The sequence below is a fragment of the Kushneria sp. Sum13 genome (assembly GCF_052692355.1).
The window spans coordinates 1,950,847-1,970,878 of the sequence record NZ_CP199847.1 but is presented as its reverse complement, the minus strand read 5'-3'; the positions used below and the strand labels follow the sequence as shown (position 1 = coordinate 1,970,878).

Annotated in this window: 17 protein-coding genes and 1 tRNA gene; 8 read left to right on the top strand and 10 right to left on the bottom strand. The window is 58.2% G+C overall.

Annotated elements, in window-relative coordinates:
• Positions 1-404: 404 nt before the first annotated feature.
• Positions 405-743 carry an MTH1187 family thiamine-binding protein gene (locus ACUN8C_RS09295; protein WP_445618956.1) on the top strand — a complete coding sequence of 113 codons (339 nt, stop codon included), beginning with the start codon at positions 405-407 and terminating at the stop codon, positions 741-743.
• Here ACUN8C_RS09295 and ACUN8C_RS09290 read toward each other — a convergent pair.
• From ACUN8C_RS09290 to ACUN8C_RS09280, 3 genes are all read right to left on the bottom strand, one after another.
• Positions 718-1,077, bottom strand: a complete 360-nt coding sequence (locus ACUN8C_RS09290; RefSeq protein ID WP_445618955.1) for a hypothetical protein — start codon at positions 1,075-1,077, stop codon at positions 718-720. The genes ACUN8C_RS09295 and ACUN8C_RS09290 overlap by 26 nt on opposite strands.
• Before the next feature lie 2 nt (positions 1,078-1,079).
• The gene (locus ACUN8C_RS09285; RefSeq protein ID WP_445618954.1) at positions 1,080-1,994 is read right to left on the bottom strand and encodes a LysR family transcriptional regulator ArgP; all 915 of its coding nucleotides are present in this window, start codon (positions 1,992-1,994) and stop codon (positions 1,080-1,082) included.
• A gap of 242 nt (positions 1,995-2,236) precedes the next feature.
• Complete coding sequence (locus tag ACUN8C_RS09280) at positions 2,237-3,007, bottom strand: SIMPL domain-containing protein (protein ID WP_445618953.1); 771 nt, start codon at positions 3,005-3,007, stop codon at positions 2,237-2,239.
• 292 nt (positions 3,008-3,299) lie between these two features.
• On the opposite strand from ACUN8C_RS09280, the gene ACUN8C_RS09275 reads away from it, so the two are divergent.
• Positions 3,300-4,400: an ABC transporter substrate-binding protein gene (locus ACUN8C_RS09275; protein ID WP_445618952.1), complete on the top strand. Its 1,101-nt coding sequence runs from the start codon at positions 3,300-3,302 to the stop codon at positions 4,398-4,400.
• Positions 4,401-4,427: 27 nt separating this feature from the next.
• Here the strand turns inward: ACUN8C_RS09275 and cobO are convergent, their stop codons facing one another.
• Both cobO and ACUN8C_RS09265 read right to left on the bottom strand, forming a co-directional pair.
• Positions 4,428-5,036, bottom strand: a complete 609-nt coding sequence (gene cobO / locus ACUN8C_RS09270) for a cob(I)yrinic acid a,c-diamide adenosyltransferase (RefSeq protein ID WP_445618951.1) — start codon at positions 5,034-5,036, stop codon at positions 4,428-4,430.
• A gap of 48 nt (positions 5,037-5,084) precedes the next feature.
• Complete coding sequence (locus ACUN8C_RS09265) at positions 5,085-6,305, bottom strand: NupC/NupG family nucleoside CNT transporter (protein ID WP_445618950.1); 1,221 nt, start codon at positions 6,303-6,305, stop codon at positions 5,085-5,087.
• A gap of 239 nt (positions 6,306-6,544) precedes the next feature.
• Here ACUN8C_RS09265 and ACUN8C_RS09260 point away from each other — a divergent pair, with 239 nt between their 5' ends.
• Positions 6,545-8,104 carry a BCCT family transporter gene (locus ACUN8C_RS09260; protein ID WP_445618949.1) on the top strand — a complete coding sequence of 520 codons (1,560 nt, stop codon included), beginning with the start codon at positions 6,545-6,547 and terminating at the stop codon, positions 8,102-8,104.
• 122 nt (positions 8,105-8,226) lie between these two features.
• Here ACUN8C_RS09260 and ACUN8C_RS09255 read toward each other — a convergent pair whose 3' ends face one another.
• Both ACUN8C_RS09255 and ydiJ read right to left on the bottom strand, forming a co-directional pair.
• Positions 8,227-10,116, bottom strand: a complete 1,890-nt coding sequence (locus ACUN8C_RS09255) for a cation:proton antiporter (protein WP_445618948.1) — start codon at positions 10,114-10,116, stop codon at positions 8,227-8,229.
• A 109-nt stretch (positions 10,117-10,225) separates the two neighbouring features.
• Positions 10,226-13,318, bottom strand: a complete 3,093-nt coding sequence (ydiJ, locus tag ACUN8C_RS09250) for a D-2-hydroxyglutarate dehydrogenase YdiJ (RefSeq protein WP_445618947.1) — start codon at positions 13,316-13,318, stop codon at positions 10,226-10,228.
• A 299-nt stretch (positions 13,319-13,617) separates the two neighbouring features.
• On the opposite strand from ydiJ, the gene serS reads away from it, so the two are divergent.
• Both serS and cobA read left to right on the top strand, forming a co-directional pair.
• A complete protein-coding gene (serS, locus tag ACUN8C_RS09245; RefSeq protein ID WP_445618946.1) occupies positions 13,618-14,898 on the top strand; it encodes a serine--tRNA ligase in 1,281 nt (426 codons plus the stop codon).
• A gap of 78 nt (positions 14,899-14,976) precedes the next feature.
• Complete coding sequence (cobA, locus tag ACUN8C_RS09240; RefSeq protein WP_445618945.1) at positions 14,977-16,152, top strand: uroporphyrinogen-III C-methyltransferase; 1,176 nt, start codon at positions 14,977-14,979, stop codon at positions 16,150-16,152.
• A 41-nt stretch (positions 16,153-16,193) separates the two neighbouring features.
• On the opposite strand, the gene ACUN8C_RS09235 is transcribed toward cobA, so the two are convergent.
• Genes ACUN8C_RS09235 through ACUN8C_RS09225 form a run of 3 tightly spaced genes read right to left on the bottom strand, consistent with a single transcriptional unit; the run spans position 16,194 to position 17,057 of the window.
• On the bottom strand, positions 16,194-16,445 hold the full coding sequence (locus tag ACUN8C_RS09235) for a hypothetical protein (protein WP_445618944.1): 252 nt from the start codon (positions 16,443-16,445) through the stop codon (positions 16,194-16,196).
• Entirely contained in the window at positions 16,445-16,654 is a 210-nt protein-coding gene (locus ACUN8C_RS09230) for a hypothetical protein (protein WP_445618943.1), read from the bottom strand. Before ACUN8C_RS09230 ends, ACUN8C_RS09235 begins: the two co-directional genes overlap by 1 nt.
• Positions 16,655-16,697: 43 nt before the next feature.
• A complete protein-coding gene (locus ACUN8C_RS09225) occupies positions 16,698-17,057 on the bottom strand; it encodes a hypothetical protein (RefSeq protein ID WP_445618942.1) in 360 nt (119 codons plus the stop codon).
• A gap of 666 nt (positions 17,058-17,723) precedes the next feature.
• Here ACUN8C_RS09225 and ACUN8C_RS09220 point away from each other — a divergent pair.
• From ACUN8C_RS09220 to ACUN8C_RS09210, 3 genes are all read left to right on the top strand, one after another.
• A tRNA-Leu gene (locus ACUN8C_RS09220) sits at positions 17,724-17,808 on the top strand.
• A gap of 778 nt (positions 17,809-18,586) precedes the next feature.
• A complete protein-coding gene (locus ACUN8C_RS09215; RefSeq protein WP_445618941.1) occupies positions 18,587-19,021 on the top strand; it encodes a hypothetical protein in 435 nt (144 codons plus the stop codon).
• 255 nt (positions 19,022-19,276) lie between these two features.
• The gene (locus ACUN8C_RS09210; protein ID WP_445618940.1) at positions 19,277-20,029 is read left to right on the top strand and encodes a ComF family protein; all 753 of its coding nucleotides are present in this window, start codon (positions 19,277-19,279) and stop codon (positions 20,027-20,029) included.
• The last annotated feature ends 3 nt before the right edge of the window (positions 20,030-20,032 follow it).

Genomic DNA, 20,032 nt, shown 5'->3' with positions numbered 1-20,032 from the left:
TCGTCGGGTTGACGGTCCACAATGGATGGGCATACGGATCACACTTGGGAAATAATGCCATCGCGGCGCCGCTACGGCTACCGCATATACGCAGCGCTCACGGATGAGGCTGGAAAACGCCTGATGCATTGCATCGAAACGACCGTTCGAGCGTTTGGGAAAGAGGGTCTGGCAGGGCTGAAAAATCATTGAAGGGGTTACCGGGGATGCCATTCTCCCCTGGTGATGGTGCATTATTCCGACGAGGCTTCCCGCTACCGTGGGCGGGTCATACACCAGAGACCAGGGCAGCCTCAAGATGCTTTTCTGGTCCGGAGTTTTAAAATCCAGACCGTCATTCACGATTTTTTAGTTGGTTTTGTACGCAAAACTCATATTGCCAAGCCTTGTCAGGAGAGAGCGTCATGAAGGTCATGGTTGATCTGTGTGTGGTGCCATTGGGCGTGGGGGTGTCGGTCGGTGCTTATGTCTCTGCCTGCCAGGAGGTCATCGAGCAGGCAGGGCTTTCGCATCAGATGCATGCCTATGGCACCAACATCGAAGGGGAGTGGGCGGCGGTATTTGAGGTGGTCAGGCGCTGTCACGAGGTCGTGCATGAGATGGGGGCGCCCCGAATCACGACCTCCATGCGGATTGGCACGCGAACGGATCGTGAACAGAGCCTGTCAGACAAGGTCGAGAGCGTGCAGGCGCATCGTCAAGGCAAAAGGGCAGGTATCAGCGACAGCGAAGGGTCAGTTTAGCGCGCCAGATATCACCTTCCGAGGTGGCCGCTTCAAGAGCATCCGTGGTGGAACTGGCCTTTGAGTCATCATCCATGGTGGTCATGGCCGGCGGCGTTGTCTGCATATCCACCATGCTGGCCTGTCGGCCGCCGCGCGACAGGCACAGGTGCTGGCCGGTCTCCATGGCATTGGCTCTGGCAGTGGGTTCATCCGTGGCGCCGGCGGTGACGACCAGAGCGTCCCCTCCCTGGCTGTTGTCCTGCCCGGCAGTACTGCAGGACGACAGCAGGCCGGGCAGCAGCAGTACACAGGCACAGGCCGCTACAAATTTCACCACAGGAGGGATACGCATGATCAGAGCACTCCTGATGGGTTGTCAAAACCGTCAAGGTCGGTCAGCCAGCGCCGCGCATGCAGGGTCAAATGCTGGGTCAACGCTTCCAGAATATTCCCACCCTGACGCCAGTAATGCCAGTACAGCGGTACGATAACGTCAGAACTGGTTTCAAGGTCGACCAGCTCGCCTTTATCGATGGCGGCCTGAGCCTGAATTTCAGGTACCAGACCATAGCCAATGCCGGATCGAATCATCTGATAAAACCCTTCTGAAGACGGGCACAGATGATGCGGAAAAGGCGCTGTCACGCCATGGTTGGCAATATAGCGCTGCTGCAGTCGATCATCGGGGCCAAAAACCACGGCTGGCGCCTCGGCCAAAGCGATTCGGTCCAGTCCGTTGGGAAAATAGCGGGCCATGAACTCGGGTGTGGCCAGCGGCCGATAGCGCATGCCACCCAGCGGACGGGCGCGGGCGCCCTGAATCGAGCGGGGCGTCATGCACAGACAGGCCGCCACTTCACCGTCTCGCATACGTTTGAGGGCGGTTTCCTGATCCTCAACGACCAGATCGAACATGACCCGATGATCACGAAAGAAATCTTCGACGGCTTCGGCCCACCAGGTGGCAAGGCTGTCGGCATTGAGTGCAATACGAAGACGCTGTTCGCGATCGCCAAGTGAGGGCACATAATCGAGCAGGTCATGTTCCAGCAGTCGAACCTGCTGAATATGATTGAGAAGGCGCTTGCCCAGATCAGTAGGCGCAATGCGCGGGGCGCGAATAAGCACCGGCTGGCCCAGACGCGCCTCCAGCAGCTTGATTCTCTGCGATACGGCGGACTGGGTCAGCCCCAATACCTGAGCGCCGCGCTCAAATCCTGCCTGGTCTACAACGGCGCCCAGCGCCTCAAGAAGTTTATAGTCGAGCATACCTGCCAAGCCGCATTGTCCAGTGGTTCCATCCAACAGCCCTAAAGAATAGAGCATGCAATATGGGGCTGCTCATGAGCACGGTGCCGTAGTGCTGTCCAAAGGCGTTGTGAACAACGCCGCGGGAAGCAACAAGGACGTGCCTTGAGTACACCACATATTTCCATGGGCCCGTCCTTTGACAGGACGGGCCTTTGGCCCCAGCAGGTCGGGGGCATCAGGGGCAACAGGTGCCCGAGGTGTCAGTTCGTGTTTTTCGTCGGTGACGCGTCAAGCGACCAGTTCACCAGCACGCCGGCATCCACACTAATGGTGCCCGGTGTATAAGTGGCACTGTCGGCCTGCTCGGTACGTGCTGTGGCCATCATCATCGGGCGCAGAACGGGTGAGCGGGTTTCCTGAATGCGCTCGACATCCCCCAGTGTCACTGACAGGGCATTGGCCATCAGCTCTGCCTTCTGATAAGCCCTTGCCAGCGCCTGTTTCAGGGCCTTGTCCTCAACGCCTTCCCGGTCGCTGACGTCGTAGCGAATGCCTTCCAGGCGATCAATCCCATTGGTGAACAGCGCATCAATGATACCGGGCAACGCTGTCAGGTCGTTGATATCGATATCAAGCTTGCGCTCGATGACCACGCGCTCTTTCAAGGGCGCTGCCTGATCATCGCCCTGCAGCTGCTGTTCGTTGTAGACGCTCAGATTGCCGGCATGAAGGCGGTCATTATCAATACCCATTTTGCGCAATGCCTTGATCAGGGCAGTGCTGCGTTTTTCAAGCTTTTCACGAGCGCCGGTCGTGGCATCATTATCGCGTTGGCCGCCCATCTCGACCAGAGGGGTTGCTTCCACAAGGACCGCACTAAGGGTGGCGCGGTCTGGTAGTACATCGATACTGGCGCTGGCCTGTACCTCAATCTGTCTGGAAGCGGGAGCCTCTGCTGCCGTGACAGGGAGTACGGGAAGGCTCATGGCGAGCAGGGCCAGAAGCGTCGGGAGGCGCAGTGAAACAGACATTGGGTTAAGACTCCATAAAAGGCGCCATCAGCACGCAAAAAGGGTGGTGACGGTGTCAAAAGGGATCCGAAATGACCCTGAAGGACAATACTGCTTGAGATAGTAAAGAGGCTGTCGCATGAAGTACAACGCTCTTTATGCAGGATTTCTCAATATACTTAAGAAAAGCGCCTGTCGAGCCAGCGTAAGATTTGCCTCATCAAGGAGGCAGGATCATGATAGGCATGGCGGACACCGCCTCTATACCACGCTCCCTTTTTTTGATCAGTCAGGACAAACCATCAGGATGCACTTGAGTAAACAATGGCTTGCGGGTCTCGCGCTGGGCGTCTTTTCACTGTCGGCGCAGGCAGATATTACGGTGCATGATATCGAAGGCCGGGATGTCACCCTTGAAAAACCGGCAGAACATATCGTGCTGGCCGAAGGGCGTCAGCTGATTGCATTGTCGCTGCTGGACAAGAACCCGGCGCACTGGCTGCTGGGATGGGGCAGTGACATGAAACGCTCGCCCGAACTCTATGATATCTATCACCAGCGTGCGCCACAGCTTGATGATCTGCCCATTGTCGGAGACGGGCCCGGGCCGGGCAGCATTTCGGTTGAAAAGATCATCTCGATGAATCCCGACGCTGTCGTGCTGAGCCGCTCACAGATACCGGTCTCTCAGGGGCAGGAGCTCATGCATCAGCTGGATGCGGCGGGCATCCCGGTCGTGTTCATCGATTTTGCTACCGATCCGCTGGATGACACCGTCCCCAGCCTGCGCGCGCTGGGCACGCTGCTTGGACGTGAGGATCAGGCAGAGCGCTATATCAGCTTCTATGAGAAAAAACGCCAGACCGTACTGGATCGGGTAAAGACGGTACCGGAAGCCGCCAGGCCAACGGTCATGATCGAGGCCCATGCCGGCATGAACGAGTGCTGTAACTCCCCCGGACAGGGCAGCTTTGATTACTTCGCCAAACGGCTGAACGTGGACAATATCGGTGCTGACGTGCTCAAGGGGAAAAGCGGGCGTATCGACCCCGAATATGTTCTGACACGTGACCCCGATGTCTATATTGCCACCGGTGGAGGCTATTTGCGTCGCGTCAACGGTCTGGTACTGGGGCCGGATGTGAGTGACAGGGAAGCCGTACAATCCTTGAAGCACATCCTTGAGCGACCCCTCATTGGCCATTTAAGCGCTGTTGAAAACGGCAGGGTGCACGGTCTGTATCACCACCTCATCAATACACCGCTCAATATTCTGGTGCTCGAAGAGATGGCCAAATGGAGTTATCCCGACCGCTTTCAGGATATCGATGCCCACAAAACGCTTGAGGAGATCAACGAGAACTACATCAGTGACCCGTTCACGGGCTCGCTCTGGATTGATCTGAAAGGCTAGAGCGGCCCGCTGCAGGGAGCCCTGGGGTTAGTAGTCGAGGCCGCGTCGTGCCTTCAGACCGTTATTGAAGGCATGGCGGGTTTCCTGCATTTCGGTGATGGTGTCGGCCATGGCCATCAGCTCGCGATGGGCATTGCGACCGGTGACGATGACACTCTGCTCGGTCGGGCGATGTTGCAGGGCAGTCTTCACCGCCTCGATATCGAGATAGCCGAATTTCAGCATATAGGTGATCTCGTCGAGCACGACCAGATAGATCGTCGGGTCGCTCAGCATTCTGCTGGCATCCTGCCAGACTTTTTCGCAGGCCTGGCGGTCGGTCTCCCGATTCTGGGTGTCCCATGTAAAGCCGGTGCCCATGGTGGCCACCTGCAGGTTCGGATCTTCCTGCAGGCGTTCACGCTCGCCACACTCCCATTCGCCCTTGATGAACTGAATGACTCCTACGCCATAGCCGTAGCCCAGTGCCCGGGTCACCGTGCCCCAGGCGGCAGTGGTCTTGCCCTTGCCGTTACCGGTAAAGACCAGCAGCTGCCCGCGCTCTTCACTGGCGTTGGCCACCCGTTCATCCACGTGGCTTTTCAGTTTTTCCATGGCGCGCTGATGGCGCGCCTGACGCTGTTCGTCGTTGCTCATGTCATGGCGTCCTGTTGGCTGAGCGCATGTTGTCGTGGTGTCGCAGTCTTAAAGCGATAGAAACAGGCCTGCAAGCGAGGCACTCATCAGGTTGGAGAGCGTGCCGGCCAGAATTGCCTTTGGCCCCAGCCGTGCAACATCACCACGGCGCGAAGGCGCCATGACGGCCAGCCCGCCCATCAAAATGGCGATGGAGGAAATGTTGGCAAAGCCGCACAGGGCAAAGGTGATAATGGCGCGGGTGTGTTCGCTGAGATTGCCTTCAAACCCTGTAAAGGAGGCAAAGGCCACGAACTCATTAAGAATCGTTTTCTGACCGATAAAGTTGCCGGCCGCCACTGCTTCCGACCAGGGAACCCCGATCAGCCATGCCACCGGCGAGAAGATGTAACCCAGAATCAGCTGCAGGGTAAGGTCTTCAAAGCCGAACAGCCCGCCGATGCCCGTGAGAATGGCGTTGGCAAGGGCAATCAGACTGACAAAGGCCAGCAGCATGCCGCCGACGTTGAGTGCCAGCTGTACCCCGGTGCTGGCGCCGGTGGCAGCCGCATCAATGACGTTGGCCAGCTGTTCATCGTTTTCAGCAGTCGATACGTTGGTGTCATGCTGGGGCGTTTCGGTTTCCGGCAGCATCATCTTGGCCATCAAAAGCCCGCCGGGCGCCGACATGAAAGAGGCGGCAATCAGATACTGAAGATTGACCCCCATGGCGGCATAACCGGCCAGCACGCCGCCGGCGACGCTTGCAAGGCCACCGACCATGACGGCGAAAAGCTCCGAGCGGGTCATGTTGGCAATAAAGGGGCGAATGACCAGCGGTGCCTCTGTCTGACCGACAAAGATGTTGGCCGCTGCGGACAGGGATTCCGGTCGACTGGTGCCCATCAGTTTCTGGATACCACCCCCCAGAATATTGACGACCCAGCGCATGATGCCCACGTAATAGAGTACGGAGACCAGCGAGGAGAAAAAGACAATGACCGAGAGCACCTGGATGGCAAAGATGAAGCCATTGTTGCCGCCGGCCAGAGACCCGAACAGAAAGGCGATGCCATCGCCGGCGCTGTCGATGACGGCCTGCACGCCACCCGACATGCCCATCAGGATGTGTTGACCCACCGGCACATAAAGGACAAACAGGGCAAAACCCGCCTGCAGTACAAAAGCCCAGAAAACGGTGCGAAAACGAATGGCGCGGCGATTTTCGGAAAAGATAAAGGCGACGGCCAGCACGAACACGATGCCGACCAGTCCCATCAGAATTTGCATGTTCAGCAACTCCCGGTATGTATTGTTGATTGTTCCAGGGAACAGCGCTCTGTCGCGTTGCCCGGGCGATATGGCGCACACCTTACCAGATTGAACCCCGGACGCACGGGCCATTGGTCGGCAGGGCAGGCCGATTGCCTGCCGATCGGACAATTATGTATGGATTTGAAATTTGAATATACCTGAAGGGAATGGATTGGTAGGGTGAGCACCTTTGATTCCAATGGTGACCCTCCTTCATGTCCTCCTCCGACTCTGCTCGAGTGCGCGGTCAACGTATCGTATTTGCACTCAGTGGCGGCCTGCTTGTGCTGTTCGTGGTCGCAGCACTCATCGATATCAACAAGGTCAGTAGCTGGATTGATACCGCCTTCGGCTGGTCTACCCACTGGTTCGGGGCCTACTGGCAACTCTGGATGTTGCTCAATCTCGTCATTGCGCTGGCACTGGCGTTAACACGTTACGGCGATGTGCGTCTGGGCGGCAATGAAAGTGAGGTCGCCATGTCGACCTTCAACTGGCACGCCGTCATTCTCTGCGCCCTGCTGGGCGGGGGTGGCGTGTTCTGGTCGACCGCCGAGCCGATCTATCATTTCATGTCGACGCCGCCGGCCTTTGACGGTGTACAAGGCAGTACGCCTGCCGCCGTTGGCCCGGCGCTGGCACAGGCCTTTTTCCACTGGGGCTTCAGCGCCTGGGCCTGTCTGGGCACGCTGTCAGCGCTGGTCATGATTCATGCCCATTACCACGGCGGTATCCGGCTGCGTCCGCGGGCGCTGCTATATCCCTTTCTGGGCCAGAAGGTGGAAACACACTGGCTGGGAATCGTGGCGGATGTGATCTGCATCCTGGGTGTGGCAGCCGGCACCATCGGCCCCATCGGGTTTCTGGCCACCCAGCTTGCCTATTCCTTTAATACGCTGTTTGGCTGGGCCGACAGCTATATGCTGCAGCTGGCTATTCTCGGCGGGCTGGTCGTCATCTATACCCTGTCTGCCGCAACCGGGCTGTCCCGCGGTATTCAATGGCTGTCCAACTGCAACGTCTGGATCGTGCTGGCACTGTTTGTACTGATCATGGTGGTGGGGCCTGGTACCTTCATCATTCACTCCATGATGGAAGGCTTTGCCAGCTATCTTGATCATTTCATCGATATGTCGCTATTGCGAGGCAGTGAAAACGAGACCTGGCTGGGACAGTGGACGCTCTTTTTCTGGGGCTGGTTTATCAGTTTCGTGCCGTCCATGGCGATGTTTGTGGCGCGTATCTCAAAGGGCCGTACCCTGAGAGAACTGGTCATTGCACTGGCCATCACCGCGCCGATCGCCACCAACATCTGGTTTGCAACGCTTGGCGGCTCAGGCATCTTCTATGAGCTGCAATCGCCCGGCAGTGTGTCGGATTCGCTGACCGCCGGTGGCCTGCCTGCTGCACTGCTGGCGGTGACCAGTCAGCTGCCGCTGTCGTTCATTATCGTCCCGGCCTTTCTGGTCCTGACTACCATCTTCGTGGCCACGACCGGTGACTCGATGGCCTACGCCATCGCGATGTCGGTCACCGGCGATGCCAGACCTTCGGCGTTTGTCCGTATTTTCTGGGCCATCTCCTTTGGCGTGGTTGCGGCACTGCTTCTGATGATGGGAGAAGGCGGGATCAATGCACTGCAATCCGTGATCGTGATTGCCGCCGTACCGGTATCGCTATTGCTGCTGCCACTGCTGTGGACCGGGCCAAGGGCGGCCTATGCCATGGCGCGCGAGCAGGGAATTGCGACCGAGAAACGTCCCTCCAAAACCTGATGGCACAGGCGTTGATGTCCTGACGCATCCATGAAAAAAGCCTCGTAACCGCGAGGTTTTTTTTGTGTCGGAACGGTGGCATGACCAGGGCGGGCGCTGTCGGTCACGGCCGCTATCAATACTCAGGAAGGCAGTCGCCCCGGGTTGCTGCTGTCACTGCGTGTCGGGGTTACACGCTGCTCCTCACGTGCCCGTTCTTCACGTTCGCCAGGCTGCATCTCGGGGGAGTCTGCATAGATCAGGCTGACCACGCGCTCTCCCGGTTTGGGCGCCAGAGCGGCATCGGTATGGGCCACGCGCAGTCGACCGTTGGCCGCAATACAAAACAGCGGCATCAAACGGGCATCATGGATGCGGCGATACTCTTCAAGCCCGAAGTTGTCGGTCATTCTGGCCACCCGAATCTCGGCACCGTTGGCGACAAGACTGGCAAGCTTTGCAAAGGTGGCATCGTCACTGAAAAGCCGCGGCAGATGACCCAGCGCACGATCCTGCTGGCGCTTGGCGTGCTTGCCCGACTCTTCGGCCAGGCGGAAAACGTTGCCGTGGCCGAGAATATGCTCAAAGTGCAGGGCGGCCAGATTGTTGAGTTCACGGTAAGGCGACAGCGGCAGCAGTCGGCCAATGCCGGTCAGCTCCAGATGCTGGGTGGCATGCTCCGAGAGCGGGTTACCGTAATACACCGGCAGGCCGGCCATACGGGCTTCCTGCACGGCGTCCCAGCTGGTGTCGGTCAATCGAACGGTCCATCCCATGGTCATCAGTTCGCTGGCGATGGCGCGCGCGACCGGGTTGGCACCAAGAATGAGAAAGCCGGTGGGCTCTGGTTCGTTGACCTTCAATGCCTTGACGATGGGTTTTGAGAAAAGGCTCTGGATGACCACGGTGCCGATAATGACCAGAAAGGTGATGGGGACGAGCATTTCGGCACCTTCAACGCCGGCCTTCTCCAGTTTGATGGCAAACAGCGAGGCCACGGCGGCGGCCACGATGCCGCGTGGCGACAGCCAGGCCAACAGCGCCTTTTCTCGCCAGTGGAGTTCAGTGCCAATGGTGCATATCCAGACGGTAATGGGGCGAGCCACAAACATGAGCACGCCGAGAAAGACCCAGGCCGGCCAGTTCAGTGTCATCAGCTGCTCGGTGGAAATGCGCGCCGCCAACAGAATGAAAAGTCCGGAAACCAGCAAAACGGTCAGCGTTTCCTTGAATTCGATGATCGGGCGCACCGGAATGCCACGCATGTTGGCAAGCCAGATCCCCATGACGGTCACGGTCAAAAGGCCTGATTCTTCAAACAGTGCGTTGGAGCCGGCAAACAGGGTCAGCATGATCATCAGGGTGCCGAAGTTATGCAGTCGCTGCGGCAACCAGTGATGGCGCAGAATGAGACCCCAGAGCCAGCCGCCCAGTGCACCAAGTCCGAATCCGAGGCCAACGGTCTGGCCAAACAGCAAAACAGTGTGTGACGCCGCGCCGTTTTCCTGACCCAGCGCCACGAATTCGTAGATCAAAACGGCCAGCAGTGCACCGACCGGGTCCACGAGGATGCCTTCCCAGCGCAGGATCTGGGAAAGGTTGGCCTTGGCCCGCAGCGTCTGCAAAAGCGGGATGACGACGGTGGGTCCGGTCACCACCAGCAGCCCACCCAGAACGGCGGCAATCTCGAGGGGCATGTTCAAAAGCCACCAGGCCGCCACCGTGCCAATGACGCCGGTAATGATGACCCCCCAGGTAATCAGACGAATGACGGTGCGGCCGTGACCGCGCAGGTCTTCGTAATTGAGGGTGAGACTGCCTTCAAACAGAATCACCGCCACCGACAGCGACACCAGCGGAAACAGCAGTTCTCCCAGAATGGCATCTGGGTTCAGCCAGCCGGTCACGGGCCCGGCAATCAGGCCGACAATCAAAAGAGGCAAAATGGCAGGCAGGTGAACCCGCCACGCCGCCCATTGACACATCAGGGACAGCAGGCCGATCAGGGCCAGATAAAGCGCAGCGTTTTCCATGCAGGAAGATTCCGATAGGGGGCAATAATGAGGGCGCAGCCTAGACGCAGGCGATAGCCGTTGCAACGGGCAAAAAAAGAGGCCGCCTTAAGGTGGCGGCCATTGATCATTATCGTGACGCTTGTTGATGGCGAAGATGGGCCAGCAGCGCCTGAAGAGGGTGCTCAAGGGTCACGCTGGAAAAGCGTTTGACCTGACTTCGACAGGAGTAGCCGGTCGCCAGCAGTCGGGTATGGTCGTCAGCGGCATCCACCAGCGGCTGCCAGGACTGGCTGTAGATAATGCGGGAGGTGTCCAGGTGACGTGCTTCGTGGCCGTAGGTGCCGGACATCCCGCAGCAGCCCGTGGGCACCAGTTCAAGCTCCAGACCAAAAGCATGGAAAACCTGCTGCCACGCCCTGGCGCTGCCGGGGGCATTGGTCTTCTCGGTGCAGTGACTCAAAAGCCGGTAGCGTAGCCCTGACGGCTGTGATGTCCCTGCCGAAGACGGCGCGAGCGCACTGGCCATGGACAAAAGCCATTCCTGAAGCAGCATTACCTCGGGTACGTTGTCCTTTCCCAGCGCGTCAACATACTCCTGACGGTAGGTCAGGGTCATGGCGGGGTCGATACCGATCAGCGGCACGTCAAGACGTGCCAGCGCTCGAAGCTGCTCGACCTGCCTTGTGGCGGCCCGGGTGAAATCGCCCATGAAGCCCTGCACGTGCATGGGCTTGCCGTTTGGCAGATAAGGTGCGACGAACACACGAAGGCCCAGAAGGCTCAGACACTCGACAACTTCACGGGCAACGCCTGCATCAAACCATGAGGTAAAGGCGTCCTGTACCAGCACAACGCTGCGCGCCTTTTGCTGCTTGCTCAAAAGCCCGAGCGCAACAGGCGTCGCTTCGGCGATGCCCCAGGCGCCGAGCTGCTTATGAAAGTCACTGTGTGAAAAGCTCGGGGCATCCACCATGCCGACCCAGCGCGCCATGACGTGCTGTACCGGCTTCTGGCGCAGCAGGGCGTTGTACAGCGGCGCGACGGGTTTGAGCCGGGGCATCAGGGTTTCCATGCGCGCAATCAGATGATCGCGCAGGGGCCTGATGCGTCGGCCATGATAAAGCTCCAGAAAACGGCTGCGAAAATCCGGCACATTGACCCGCACCGGACACTGCCCGGCGCAGGACTTGCAGGCCAGACAGCCGGCCATCGCCTCGTGAACTTCGTCAGAAAAGCGATCATGGCCACTAAATGTGCGCCGCAGCCGTGCGGGCAGCGTTTTAAGCCGCTGTAAACTTCCGGCCTGGCGCAGCTCACGAGCCTCGGCCAGCACATCGTTGCCGGCATCCTGTTCGCGGCGCAGCCATTCGCGCATAAGGCTGGCCCGGCCCTTGGGCGAATGAATACGCTCACGCGTCGCCTTCCAGGAGGGGCACATGGCGTCATTGGGGTCGTAGTTGTAGCAGGCGCCATTGCCATTGCAGTAGACCGCGCTGTGATAGCTTTGCCACACGCGTTCATCAATGGTGCGATCCAGCTCACCCCGGGTCGTGACGCCATCCACACTCAGCAGCGTAGCATCCATTTGTGGCGGAGTGGCAATCTTGCCGGGGTTAAGCTGATTGCGCGGATCAAAGGCGCCCTTGAGCTGCTGCAGGGCCGGATAAAGATCCCCGAAAAAGGCCGGGGTGTATTCCGAACGGATCCCCTTGCCATGCTCTCCCCATAACAGCCCGCCGTAGCGCTGGGTGAGGGCGACCACTTCATCGGATAACGGACGAATCAGAGCGGCCTGTTCGGGATCCTTCATGTCGATGGCAGGTCGGACGTGCAGCACGCCGGCATCCACATGGCCGAACATGCCATATTCGAGACCGTAACCGTCGAGCAGGGCGCGGAATTCGCCGATGTAATCGGCAAGCTGCTCGGGCGGGACGGCCGTATCCTCGATAAAGGGAATCGGGCGCTTCTCGCCCTGCACATTTCCCAAAAGCCCGACCGCACGCTTTCGCATACCGTAGACCGTGGTAATGCGCTCGCGGCCCCAGGCGATGGTATGGCCCAGGCGCTCGACGTCGCTGTTGTCTGCCAGCGCTTTGGTAAACCGCTCGACGCGACGCTTGAGAGACGCCTCGTCGTTGTCGTTGAACTCCACCAGATTGATGCCCCGCACTGGCGCGCTGCCTTCTGCACCGTCAGGGAAATATTCGGCCACGCCATCCCAGACGATGTCTTCCATGGCGAGCATTAAAACGCGGTCGTCGATGGTTTCGATCGAGGTGGGGGCATCGCTGTTGTCATCACTGCCCATCAGGGCGCGAGCGTCGCGCAGGGCATCCATGAAGCCCGGGTAGCGGACATTGATCAGGGCCGAATATTTCGGCAGCGGCAGGACATTGAGTGTGGCTTCAATTAGAAAGCCCAAGGACCCTTCGCTGCCACACAAAACGCTATTGAGATCAAAAAGGCCCTGTTCGGTACGCAGGTGTGCCAGATCATAGCCGGTCAGGCTGCGGTTAAGCGGCGGGAAAACCCGTTTGATCTGTTCCTGTCGGGTCTCGATGATCTCACGGGCGCAGCGATGCACCTTACCGACCTTGTCCGTGCGGGCGCACTGCGCCTCGAGCGCGGCATCATCCAGCGGCTGACTGACAAAGCGCTCACCGCCCAGCAGTGCCACATCGAGCTCGAGCACGTGATGGCGTGTCTTGCCATAGGCGCGCGAACCCTGGCCACAGGCGTCGGTGCTGATCATGCCGCCAATGGTGGCGCGATTGGAGGTCGACAGCTCGGGGGCAAAAAATAGACCGTAAGGCTTGAGCGCCGCATTGAGCTGATCCTTCACCACGCCCGCCTGAACCCGCACTCGCCGGTTGTCCACATCGATGTCGATGATGTGGTGCATGTAGCGGGTCACATCCACTACCAGCCCATCGGTCAGGGACTGTCCATTGGTCCCCGTGCCGCCGCCACGCGGGGCCAGTGCTACCTCGGCGAAGGCTGACTCGCCGGCAAGCGTGGCCAAAAGGGTAATGTCATCGCCATCACGTGGATAGATGACGGCCCGGGGCAGGCGCTGATAGATCGAATTGTCGGTGGCCAGTACCACGCGGTTGGCATCATCTGCCGCGATGTCGCCCTTGAATCCGCGGGCATCAAGGGCATCAAGAAACTGCTGATAGCACTGCTCGAGCGCTGGGGTCTTAAGCTGTTCGGTCATGATCAGGTCTTGTGGCCATGGTCTGTCAGAAGCATGCGGGATGGGCTGCGCGTTCGGCTCGATCAATGGGCAGTGTACATGGACTGTCCAGCGATCGCGGGCAGGCGACGGTCGCCATTGTGGTTCGGTATGCGCATAATGCACTGGCAGTCATGTCGCTGCGGCAGATAAAGTGTCGTTGTCGGCTGTCGGCCAATAGTGTCCGGCAGCGTTATTTTTTACAATGTGTTCCTTATCTTGATTCCGCCTCGTGTGCTCGCGATTGGCGGACATTATTGTCACGAACCGACAGGATAGTCATGCTCGATCCCAAACTGCTGCGCAGCGATCCCGACAGCGTTGCCGCCAGCCTCGCACGCCGCGGCTATGCCCTTGATGTTGACCAGGTCCGCACGCTCGAGGCACGTCGCCGTGAACTTCAGACGCGTACCGAAGAGCTTCAAAACGAGCGCAATACCCGCTCAAAAGAGATCGGGCAGGCCAAGTCCCGCGGCGAGAATATCGAGCCGCTGCTGGCAAAGGTCGGCAATCTGGGCGATGAACTCGACAGCGCCAGTCGTGAACTGGCTCAGGTGCAGGCTGAATTTGAAGCCATTGCTACCGCCATCCCCAACCTGCCGCATGACAGTGTGCCCAATGGGCGCGATGAGGAAGACAACGTCGAGCTGCATCGCTGGGGCACACCGCGTGAGTTTGATTTTACCGTGCGTGATCACACCGATCTGGGTGGCATGCATGGCTATCTTGATTTTGAACTGGCCACCAAGATTACCGGTTCACGCTTTGCCGTGATGCGCGGGCCGATTGCGCGGCTGCACCGGGCGCTGGCACAGTTCATGCTCGACAAGCAAACGCTTGAGCACGGTTACGAAGAAGTGGCCGTTCCCTATATCGTCAACCGCGACTCCCTGTTTGGTACCGGCCAGCTTCCCAAGTTTGGCGATGATCTTTTCCGTCTGGAAGGCGATCAGGAGTACTACCTGATCCCGACCGCCGAGATCCCGCTGACCAACATCGTGCGTGACGAGATTGTTGATGGCGCCCAGTTGCCGCTTCGCATGACCGCGCATACGCCCTGTTATCGCAGCGAGGCCGGCGCCTACGGCCGCGACACCCGCGGCATGATTCGTCAGCATCAGTTCGACAAGGTCGAGATGGTTCAGGTCGTTGACCCTGAGCATTCCTATGAAGCGCTCGAAGAGATGCGTGGCCATGCCGAGGCGATCCTTCAGGCACTGGAGCTGCCATATCGCGTGGTGACCCTGTGCACCGGCGACATGGGCTTTGGCGCTGCCAAGACCTACGACCTTGAGGTGTGGCTGCCCAGCCAGAACACTTTCCGTGAAATTTCTTCGGTGTCGAACATGGAAGATTTTCAGGCACGGCGCATGCATGCCCGCTTTCGTGCCCAGGGTCAGAAAAAGCCGTCACTGGTACATACGCTCAACGGCTCGGGGCTTGCCGTCGGTCGCTGTCTGCTGGCACTGATGGAGAATCATCAGCAGGCCGATGGCTCTATCATCGTCCCTGAAGCCCTTCGTCCCTGGATGGGGGGCGTCGAGCGCATTAATCAGAAGTGAGGGTGCGTGCGTCGGTATTCGGGAGTGGATTCCGGCGCATGTCATCATGAAGCGATTACGACAACTCTCAGAGCGCTTATGGAACTGCTTTCTCTTCAGTTTGATCCTCGCCATCTGGATGCGCACCTGATCGGTGCCGGTCAGGCCGCCCTGATGATGGCCCGCCAGTTCCAGGGGCTTGACCTGAACCTGACCCTGCACGGTGAGATGATGCCGGCGCTGGCGACGCTTGCGCGTGAAGAGGGCTGGCGCTGTGTTGATGACATGCCACGGACCGGTCAGCTCTGGGTTGTGGCTACCGGCAGTGCTGCCGAAGATGCGCGCTGGGCAGAGACCGCACGCCAAAGCCACATTGGTGTGCATGTGCCGGGCTGTCCTGAATTATCGACCGTACGACTGCCCGTTCGAACCCGGGCGCTGGCGCCCGAGACGCCCAGTGCCCTGCGGCGCGGCCATGTCTCTCTGGTGGGTGCCGGGCCGGGAGACCCGGGGCTTTTGACCCTGCGGGCGCTGGAGCGACTGCGTGAGGCAGACGTGGTCATTCATGATCGGCTGGTCAGCCCGGAAATTCTGGCGCTTGCCAACCCGCAGGCGCGCCGTCTTTACGTTGGCAAGGCGCGCTCGGCCCACAGCGTGCCTCAGGAAGGCATCAACCAGTCACTGGTGGATTGGGCGCGCGGTGGGTATCAGGTCGTTCGACTGAAAGGGGGCGACCCTTTCATCTTTGGTCGGGGCGGAGAGGAGCTGCAGGCGCTGGCCGCCGCAAAACTTTCCTTTGAAGTCGTGCCGGGCATTACGGCGGCCACGGGGATTTCGGCTTATACCGGTATTCCGTTAACACATCGGGATTATGCCCAGTCGGTACGGTTCGTGACCGGCCATCTTCGCAACGGTACCTGCGACCTTGACTGGCAGACACTGGCAGCGCCCGGACAGACGCTGGTGTTTTATATGGGACTGGGGACGCTGGACACCCTGTGCGAACAGCTGATTCAGCATGGTCTATCCGGCTCAACGCCCATTGCGCTGATAGAGCAGGGCACGACCGCCCGACAGCGCCTGCATACCGGCACACTCGAGAATCTACCGGGCCGGCTGGCGGATCTAAAAGCGGCACCGCCCACCCTGATCATCGTGGGTGAGGTCGTGAACCTGCATGAGACGCTGGGCTGGTTTGCCACGCAAACGGCAAAAAGTCTGGGCTGGGTAACCGGCAAGCATCCTTCGCCGCTCCCGCTGGCCGATAGTCGCTGATCAATCAGTGATCAAGCGTCTGCAAGGCCTTGAAGTCTTGCTCAGTGCAAAAAGGGAAGGGCAAGATTTGAAAAGGGCATGGGGATGTGTTGCACATGGCCAATCACCAGGGCCAGCACGATTGGACTGAACAGGGCAAACAGGGTCAGTACCAGCCAATTGAACCGTTCATACCACAGCACATTGCGATAACGTCGATTGGAAGGCAACGGATTGCGCAGGGAGCGATATCCCATTGGCATCGTGTCTTCTGATTGGTCGTCTGTCGGCACACCGCTTTCCTGCTGGGACATTACGATACCATCTGAGCCTGAATCAGTGAGTCGATCAATATCTCCGCGCCCATGTCCGGGCGGGTGACTCGCAAAATGATAAAGGCTGTCCGATGTGCAGACTCAAACGTGTTCCACGCCTCGTCAGGACACTCCAGAAAGGATTCCACCCAGCGCGATGCCCATGCCTGACAGGGCGTGTGATGTTCCGGATAGCAGGGACGGGTCATCGTGAGCAACTCCATCGAGAACAGATTGGTTCATGATAGTGTATCAGCGAACACCGCTATCACGGTCATTGTCTGTTGTGCTGGAAGCGCCAGTGGCGGAAGTGTTGCTGCGCTGCTGATAACGACGCTTGTCTGCCTGCAGTTCACGCTGTGATTGCCGCAGTTGCTGCTGTTGCAGGGGACGCTCATTGCCAGACATGGTCTGCTGGTTGCGCAGACTGGATTTTTGACGATTGACGCGAGCTTCACCGGACTGGATACGGGAATGCTGCTGAGCGCGCTCAAAGCGTTGCTGCGCCTCGCTTCCAGCGCGCTCCTGTGAAGCTGCCATGCCCTGTGTCGTGACCATGACCAGTACCAGACCGGCAGACAATGAAAGAAGACCAGCGCGATAATGTCGCATGATGATGCTCCTGTTGTCGGACACGCCCTGGTCGATGACGCTAACCTGCCTTGCGCGCCATGCCGGTACGGTGAAGCTGATACTCCTCGGCCATGGCAAGATCAAAGGCGGCCTGACGAAATTCCTGCATGGTGCAGATGTAATGCCCATTAGGGCATCGTAGTTCATGGTGGTCCGGCGTGCGCCCGGGCCAGGAAAGCGTGATATTACATTCTGGGCAACGCGGACCACTGCGAGAGCCGGTCGGATTCATGACATTTCCCTTGTCGGTATGGATGGCAATACGTGATGTCTGCGCTCGAAGGCATTCCTTGTCCTCGATGCGGCGCAGACTCTAGCACAATGTAGTGGCCTGTACAGGCCTGCCTGTATTGGCAAATAGGCGAGTAGAGCCTTAAATTAAGCCTGATCTAATGTTTTGAATATTTGGGTAAGGCAGTAGTTACGGGCAGCCCCATGATGCTGTGGACATGATTTCCGTGATTAATTCAGAAAGTGTGGAACCAATTCCGACTACCGTAGTCAGAGATAGTGCAAGACATCCTTCTGGGTTTCTTTGCCCCTCCTTGTAGAGGGGCTTTTCTTTGTCCGCAATTCACGAAACGGACAGACGTATGCTTCTGCTGATTGACTGCCACGGCGCAATGCGTACAATACGCCGCACTCGCGGGAGTGGTGGAATTGGTAGACACGCTGGATTTAGGTTCCAGTGCCGTAAGGCGTGAGAGTTCGAGTCTCTCCTTCCGCACCATTGAATAATCAGTAATTGACGGTTATCCCTGCCTCACTCGGCGCGGCGCCAGATACACGTATCGCTTCGTCATTCTGATCGACGGGCACCTCCTGGTAGTTCCTCTACGACTTCTAATCGTTTCTCTACGACCTCCAAATACGCCCCTTTCGCTTATCATTCTTGATGCTGGCGTATCCTTGCGTTCGTGAATGCCCGCATTCACTCTTCCCGTCCCCGTGATACCCGATAACGAGTTCTGCTTTGATACCTGCTGCCTGGAATTATCGCCAAAGCCCAAGGGGTAATGGAGAAGCGGTGAGCATCGAAGGGCTTTCATCGTCAGGTACTTGTGCGCCTTGCCCTTCAGGTAACGCTTCCAGCCTTATAAATACCCGTTAAAGCGCTCAGGCATTGCTCAGCCACGCCCGGGCATATTGTTGTGGGTCAATGACATGACGATGATGGAATTTCAGCGTGCCATGGAAAGCAGGTATTTCAGAGCAAGAAGAAAGCAAATGGTTCAGAGGCCCGGGCGATGAAAAGACACCGCCAGTGAGGACAACGAATTTATTTCAGTTAATTCATGTGATTAGCTGTTTTTTTAAAATCCTTGCAGCAGGGGTTTTCAGATGATTGGTGCATATTCGACAACAAGCTTGTGTCGTTTCGTGCATTTATGGTTTTCGACTTAAGTCGCATAATGCTTCCCACACAGAGAGAAAGACGAAATGTTCCGCTATAGACACAGCGAGAAGCTCCGTTTTTCTTTCATCAGGAAGATATAAAGGAGTTTATTATGCGTACTTCACTGCTTTCCATCGTTTCAGCGTTAGTGATTGCTACCACGACCGGCACGGCCATGGCCTCCTCTCAGGTTGCCCCCATGACGAATGGTCAGAGCACCGCCATGGCGCAAGCCGATGCCAATACCACCCAGTCTCTCGATACTTCTGTTGTCCTGCATCACACAGAGTCGAAAGGTCTTCCTTCTGCATCCAACGGTCATAGCGTGGCCATGGCCGAGACATACGAGAGTCTGCATCAGCCGCTGAATCGCCAGGCTCACTCAAGCGCTGCTAAAGCTGATGCCAATCACGCCTCTCCTTTTGGCTATCATGGCCACAGCCCAGCCATGACAGACGCGCTTGCCAGCACTTCTCAGTCGATGAACGCTGCATCAGCCGTTCAGGTTGAGTTCGAGCAGGATAACGATCAGATGGTGATGAACTAAGCGCTATTAGCGTCACTCTGATGTCGATGGATGATTTTCCTTACCCGGCCATGGTGCCGGGTTTTTTATTGCCCAAAGGAAAGCATGGCAACTGATGCGAGTGACCCCCAAGGCACTCCTGACGGCTGGACCAATGGTCGTACCCCGGGTGTTAACGGCGCTTGAAATTGGCTGAAGATGTCATCGATCAATGCGTTCAGGACGCTTCCTGTCTGCCGATAGCCTTCTAATACGATCAAAAGGCATGGCACCAAAATGAGGACAGTCAATTCATTACCAATAAAAGGGCGGCGGCTGGTTGAGTGGTTAAATCGCACTCTGGCCTGGGCAATGCCCGGTTACTGCTGTTTTTGTCTGGGCGGTACGCTGGGTGATACACCCTGGTGTGAGCGCTGCTTCACCGAATTGCCATGGCATACCGGCGCCTGTCCCTTGTGCAGCGAGCCACGACCTTCATCGGTGGCGGCCGACATGCCATGCGGGCACTGTCTGAAACAGCGGCCTGACTTTGACCGAAGCTGGGTGCCCTTTCTTTATGAAGACGACATCGCAGGTCTGATCCAGCGCTTCAAGTTCAATGCTGACCGGCGGGCCGGTCAGATTCTCCTGCAACTCATGGTGCAGGCGTTCAGGGCGCATCAGGGGTCTTGCCACGTTCAGGCCATCGTGACGGCGGATCTTCATTCCGGGCGTGCACGCGAGCGCGGGTTTGATCAAACCCTGTGGCTGGGCAAACGAATGGCTCGCGCACTTGATCTGCCCCTGTACCAGGCGACACGACGTCGCCTGACACCAACCCAAAGAGGGCTATCGCGACCGGCGCGCAAGCGTAACGTGCGCCGCGTTTATCAGGTGACGTCACCACTGCCGGCACAGGTATTGCTGCTTGATGACGTCATGACCACGGGGGCCACGCTCGAGGCGCTTTCCAGTGCGTGTCGAGAACAGGGGGCTGCCCATGTGACCGCCGCCGCGCTTGCCCGTACCCCGGCCGGGCGCGCAATCTGATAG

Bases quoted from the DNA above. Each gene is read 5' to 3' on its own strand.
- ACUN8C_RS09295 (WP_445618956.1), top strand. From the start codon at position 405: ATGAAGGTCATGGTTGATCTGTGTGTGGTGCCATTGGGCGTGGGGGTG.
- ACUN8C_RS09290 (WP_445618955.1), bottom strand. From the start codon at position 1,077: ATGCGTATCCCTCCTGTGGTGAAATTTGTAGCGGCCTGTGCCTGTGTA.
- ACUN8C_RS09285 (WP_445618954.1), bottom strand. From the start codon at position 1,994: ATGCTCGACTATAAACTTCTTGAGGCGCTGGGCGCCGTTGTAGACCAG.
- ACUN8C_RS09280 (WP_445618953.1), bottom strand. From the start codon at position 3,007: ATGTCTGTTTCACTGCGCCTCCCGACGCTTCTGGCCCTGCTCGCCATG.
- cobO (WP_445618951.1), bottom strand. From the start codon at position 5,036: ATGAGCAACGACGAACAGCGTCAGGCGCGCCATCAGCGCGCCATGGAA.
- ACUN8C_RS09265 (WP_445618950.1), bottom strand. From the start codon at position 6,305: ATGCAAATTCTGATGGGACTGGTCGGCATCGTGTTCGTGCTGGCCGTC.
- ACUN8C_RS09260 (WP_445618949.1), top strand. From the start codon at position 6,545: ATGTCCTCCTCCGACTCTGCTCGAGTGCGCGGTCAACGTATCGTATTT.
- ACUN8C_RS09255 (WP_445618948.1), bottom strand. From the start codon at position 10,116: ATGGAAAACGCTGCGCTTTATCTGGCCCTGATCGGCCTGCTGTCCCTG.
- ydiJ (WP_445618947.1), bottom strand. From the start codon at position 13,318: ATGACCGAACAGCTTAAGACCCCAGCGCTCGAGCAGTGCTATCAGCAG.
- serS (WP_445618946.1), top strand. From the start codon at position 13,618: ATGCTCGATCCCAAACTGCTGCGCAGCGATCCCGACAGCGTTGCCGCC.
- cobA (WP_445618945.1), top strand. From the start codon at position 14,977: ATGGAACTGCTTTCTCTTCAGTTTGATCCTCGCCATCTGGATGCGCAC.
- ACUN8C_RS09235 (WP_445618944.1), bottom strand. From the start codon at position 16,445: ATGTCCCAGCAGGAAAGCGGTGTGCCGACAGACGACCAATCAGAAGAC.
- ACUN8C_RS09230 (WP_445618943.1), bottom strand. From the start codon at position 16,654: ATGACCCGTCCCTGCTATCCGGAACATCACACGCCCTGTCAGGCATGG.
- ACUN8C_RS09225 (WP_445618942.1), bottom strand. From the start codon at position 17,057: ATGCGACATTATCGCGCTGGTCTTCTTTCATTGTCTGCCGGTCTGGTA.
- ACUN8C_RS09215 (WP_445618941.1), top strand. From the start codon at position 18,587: ATGCGTACTTCACTGCTTTCCATCGTTTCAGCGTTAGTGATTGCTACC.
- ACUN8C_RS09210 (WP_445618940.1), top strand. From the start codon at position 19,277: ATGAGGACAGTCAATTCATTACCAATAAAAGGGCGGCGGCTGGTTGAG.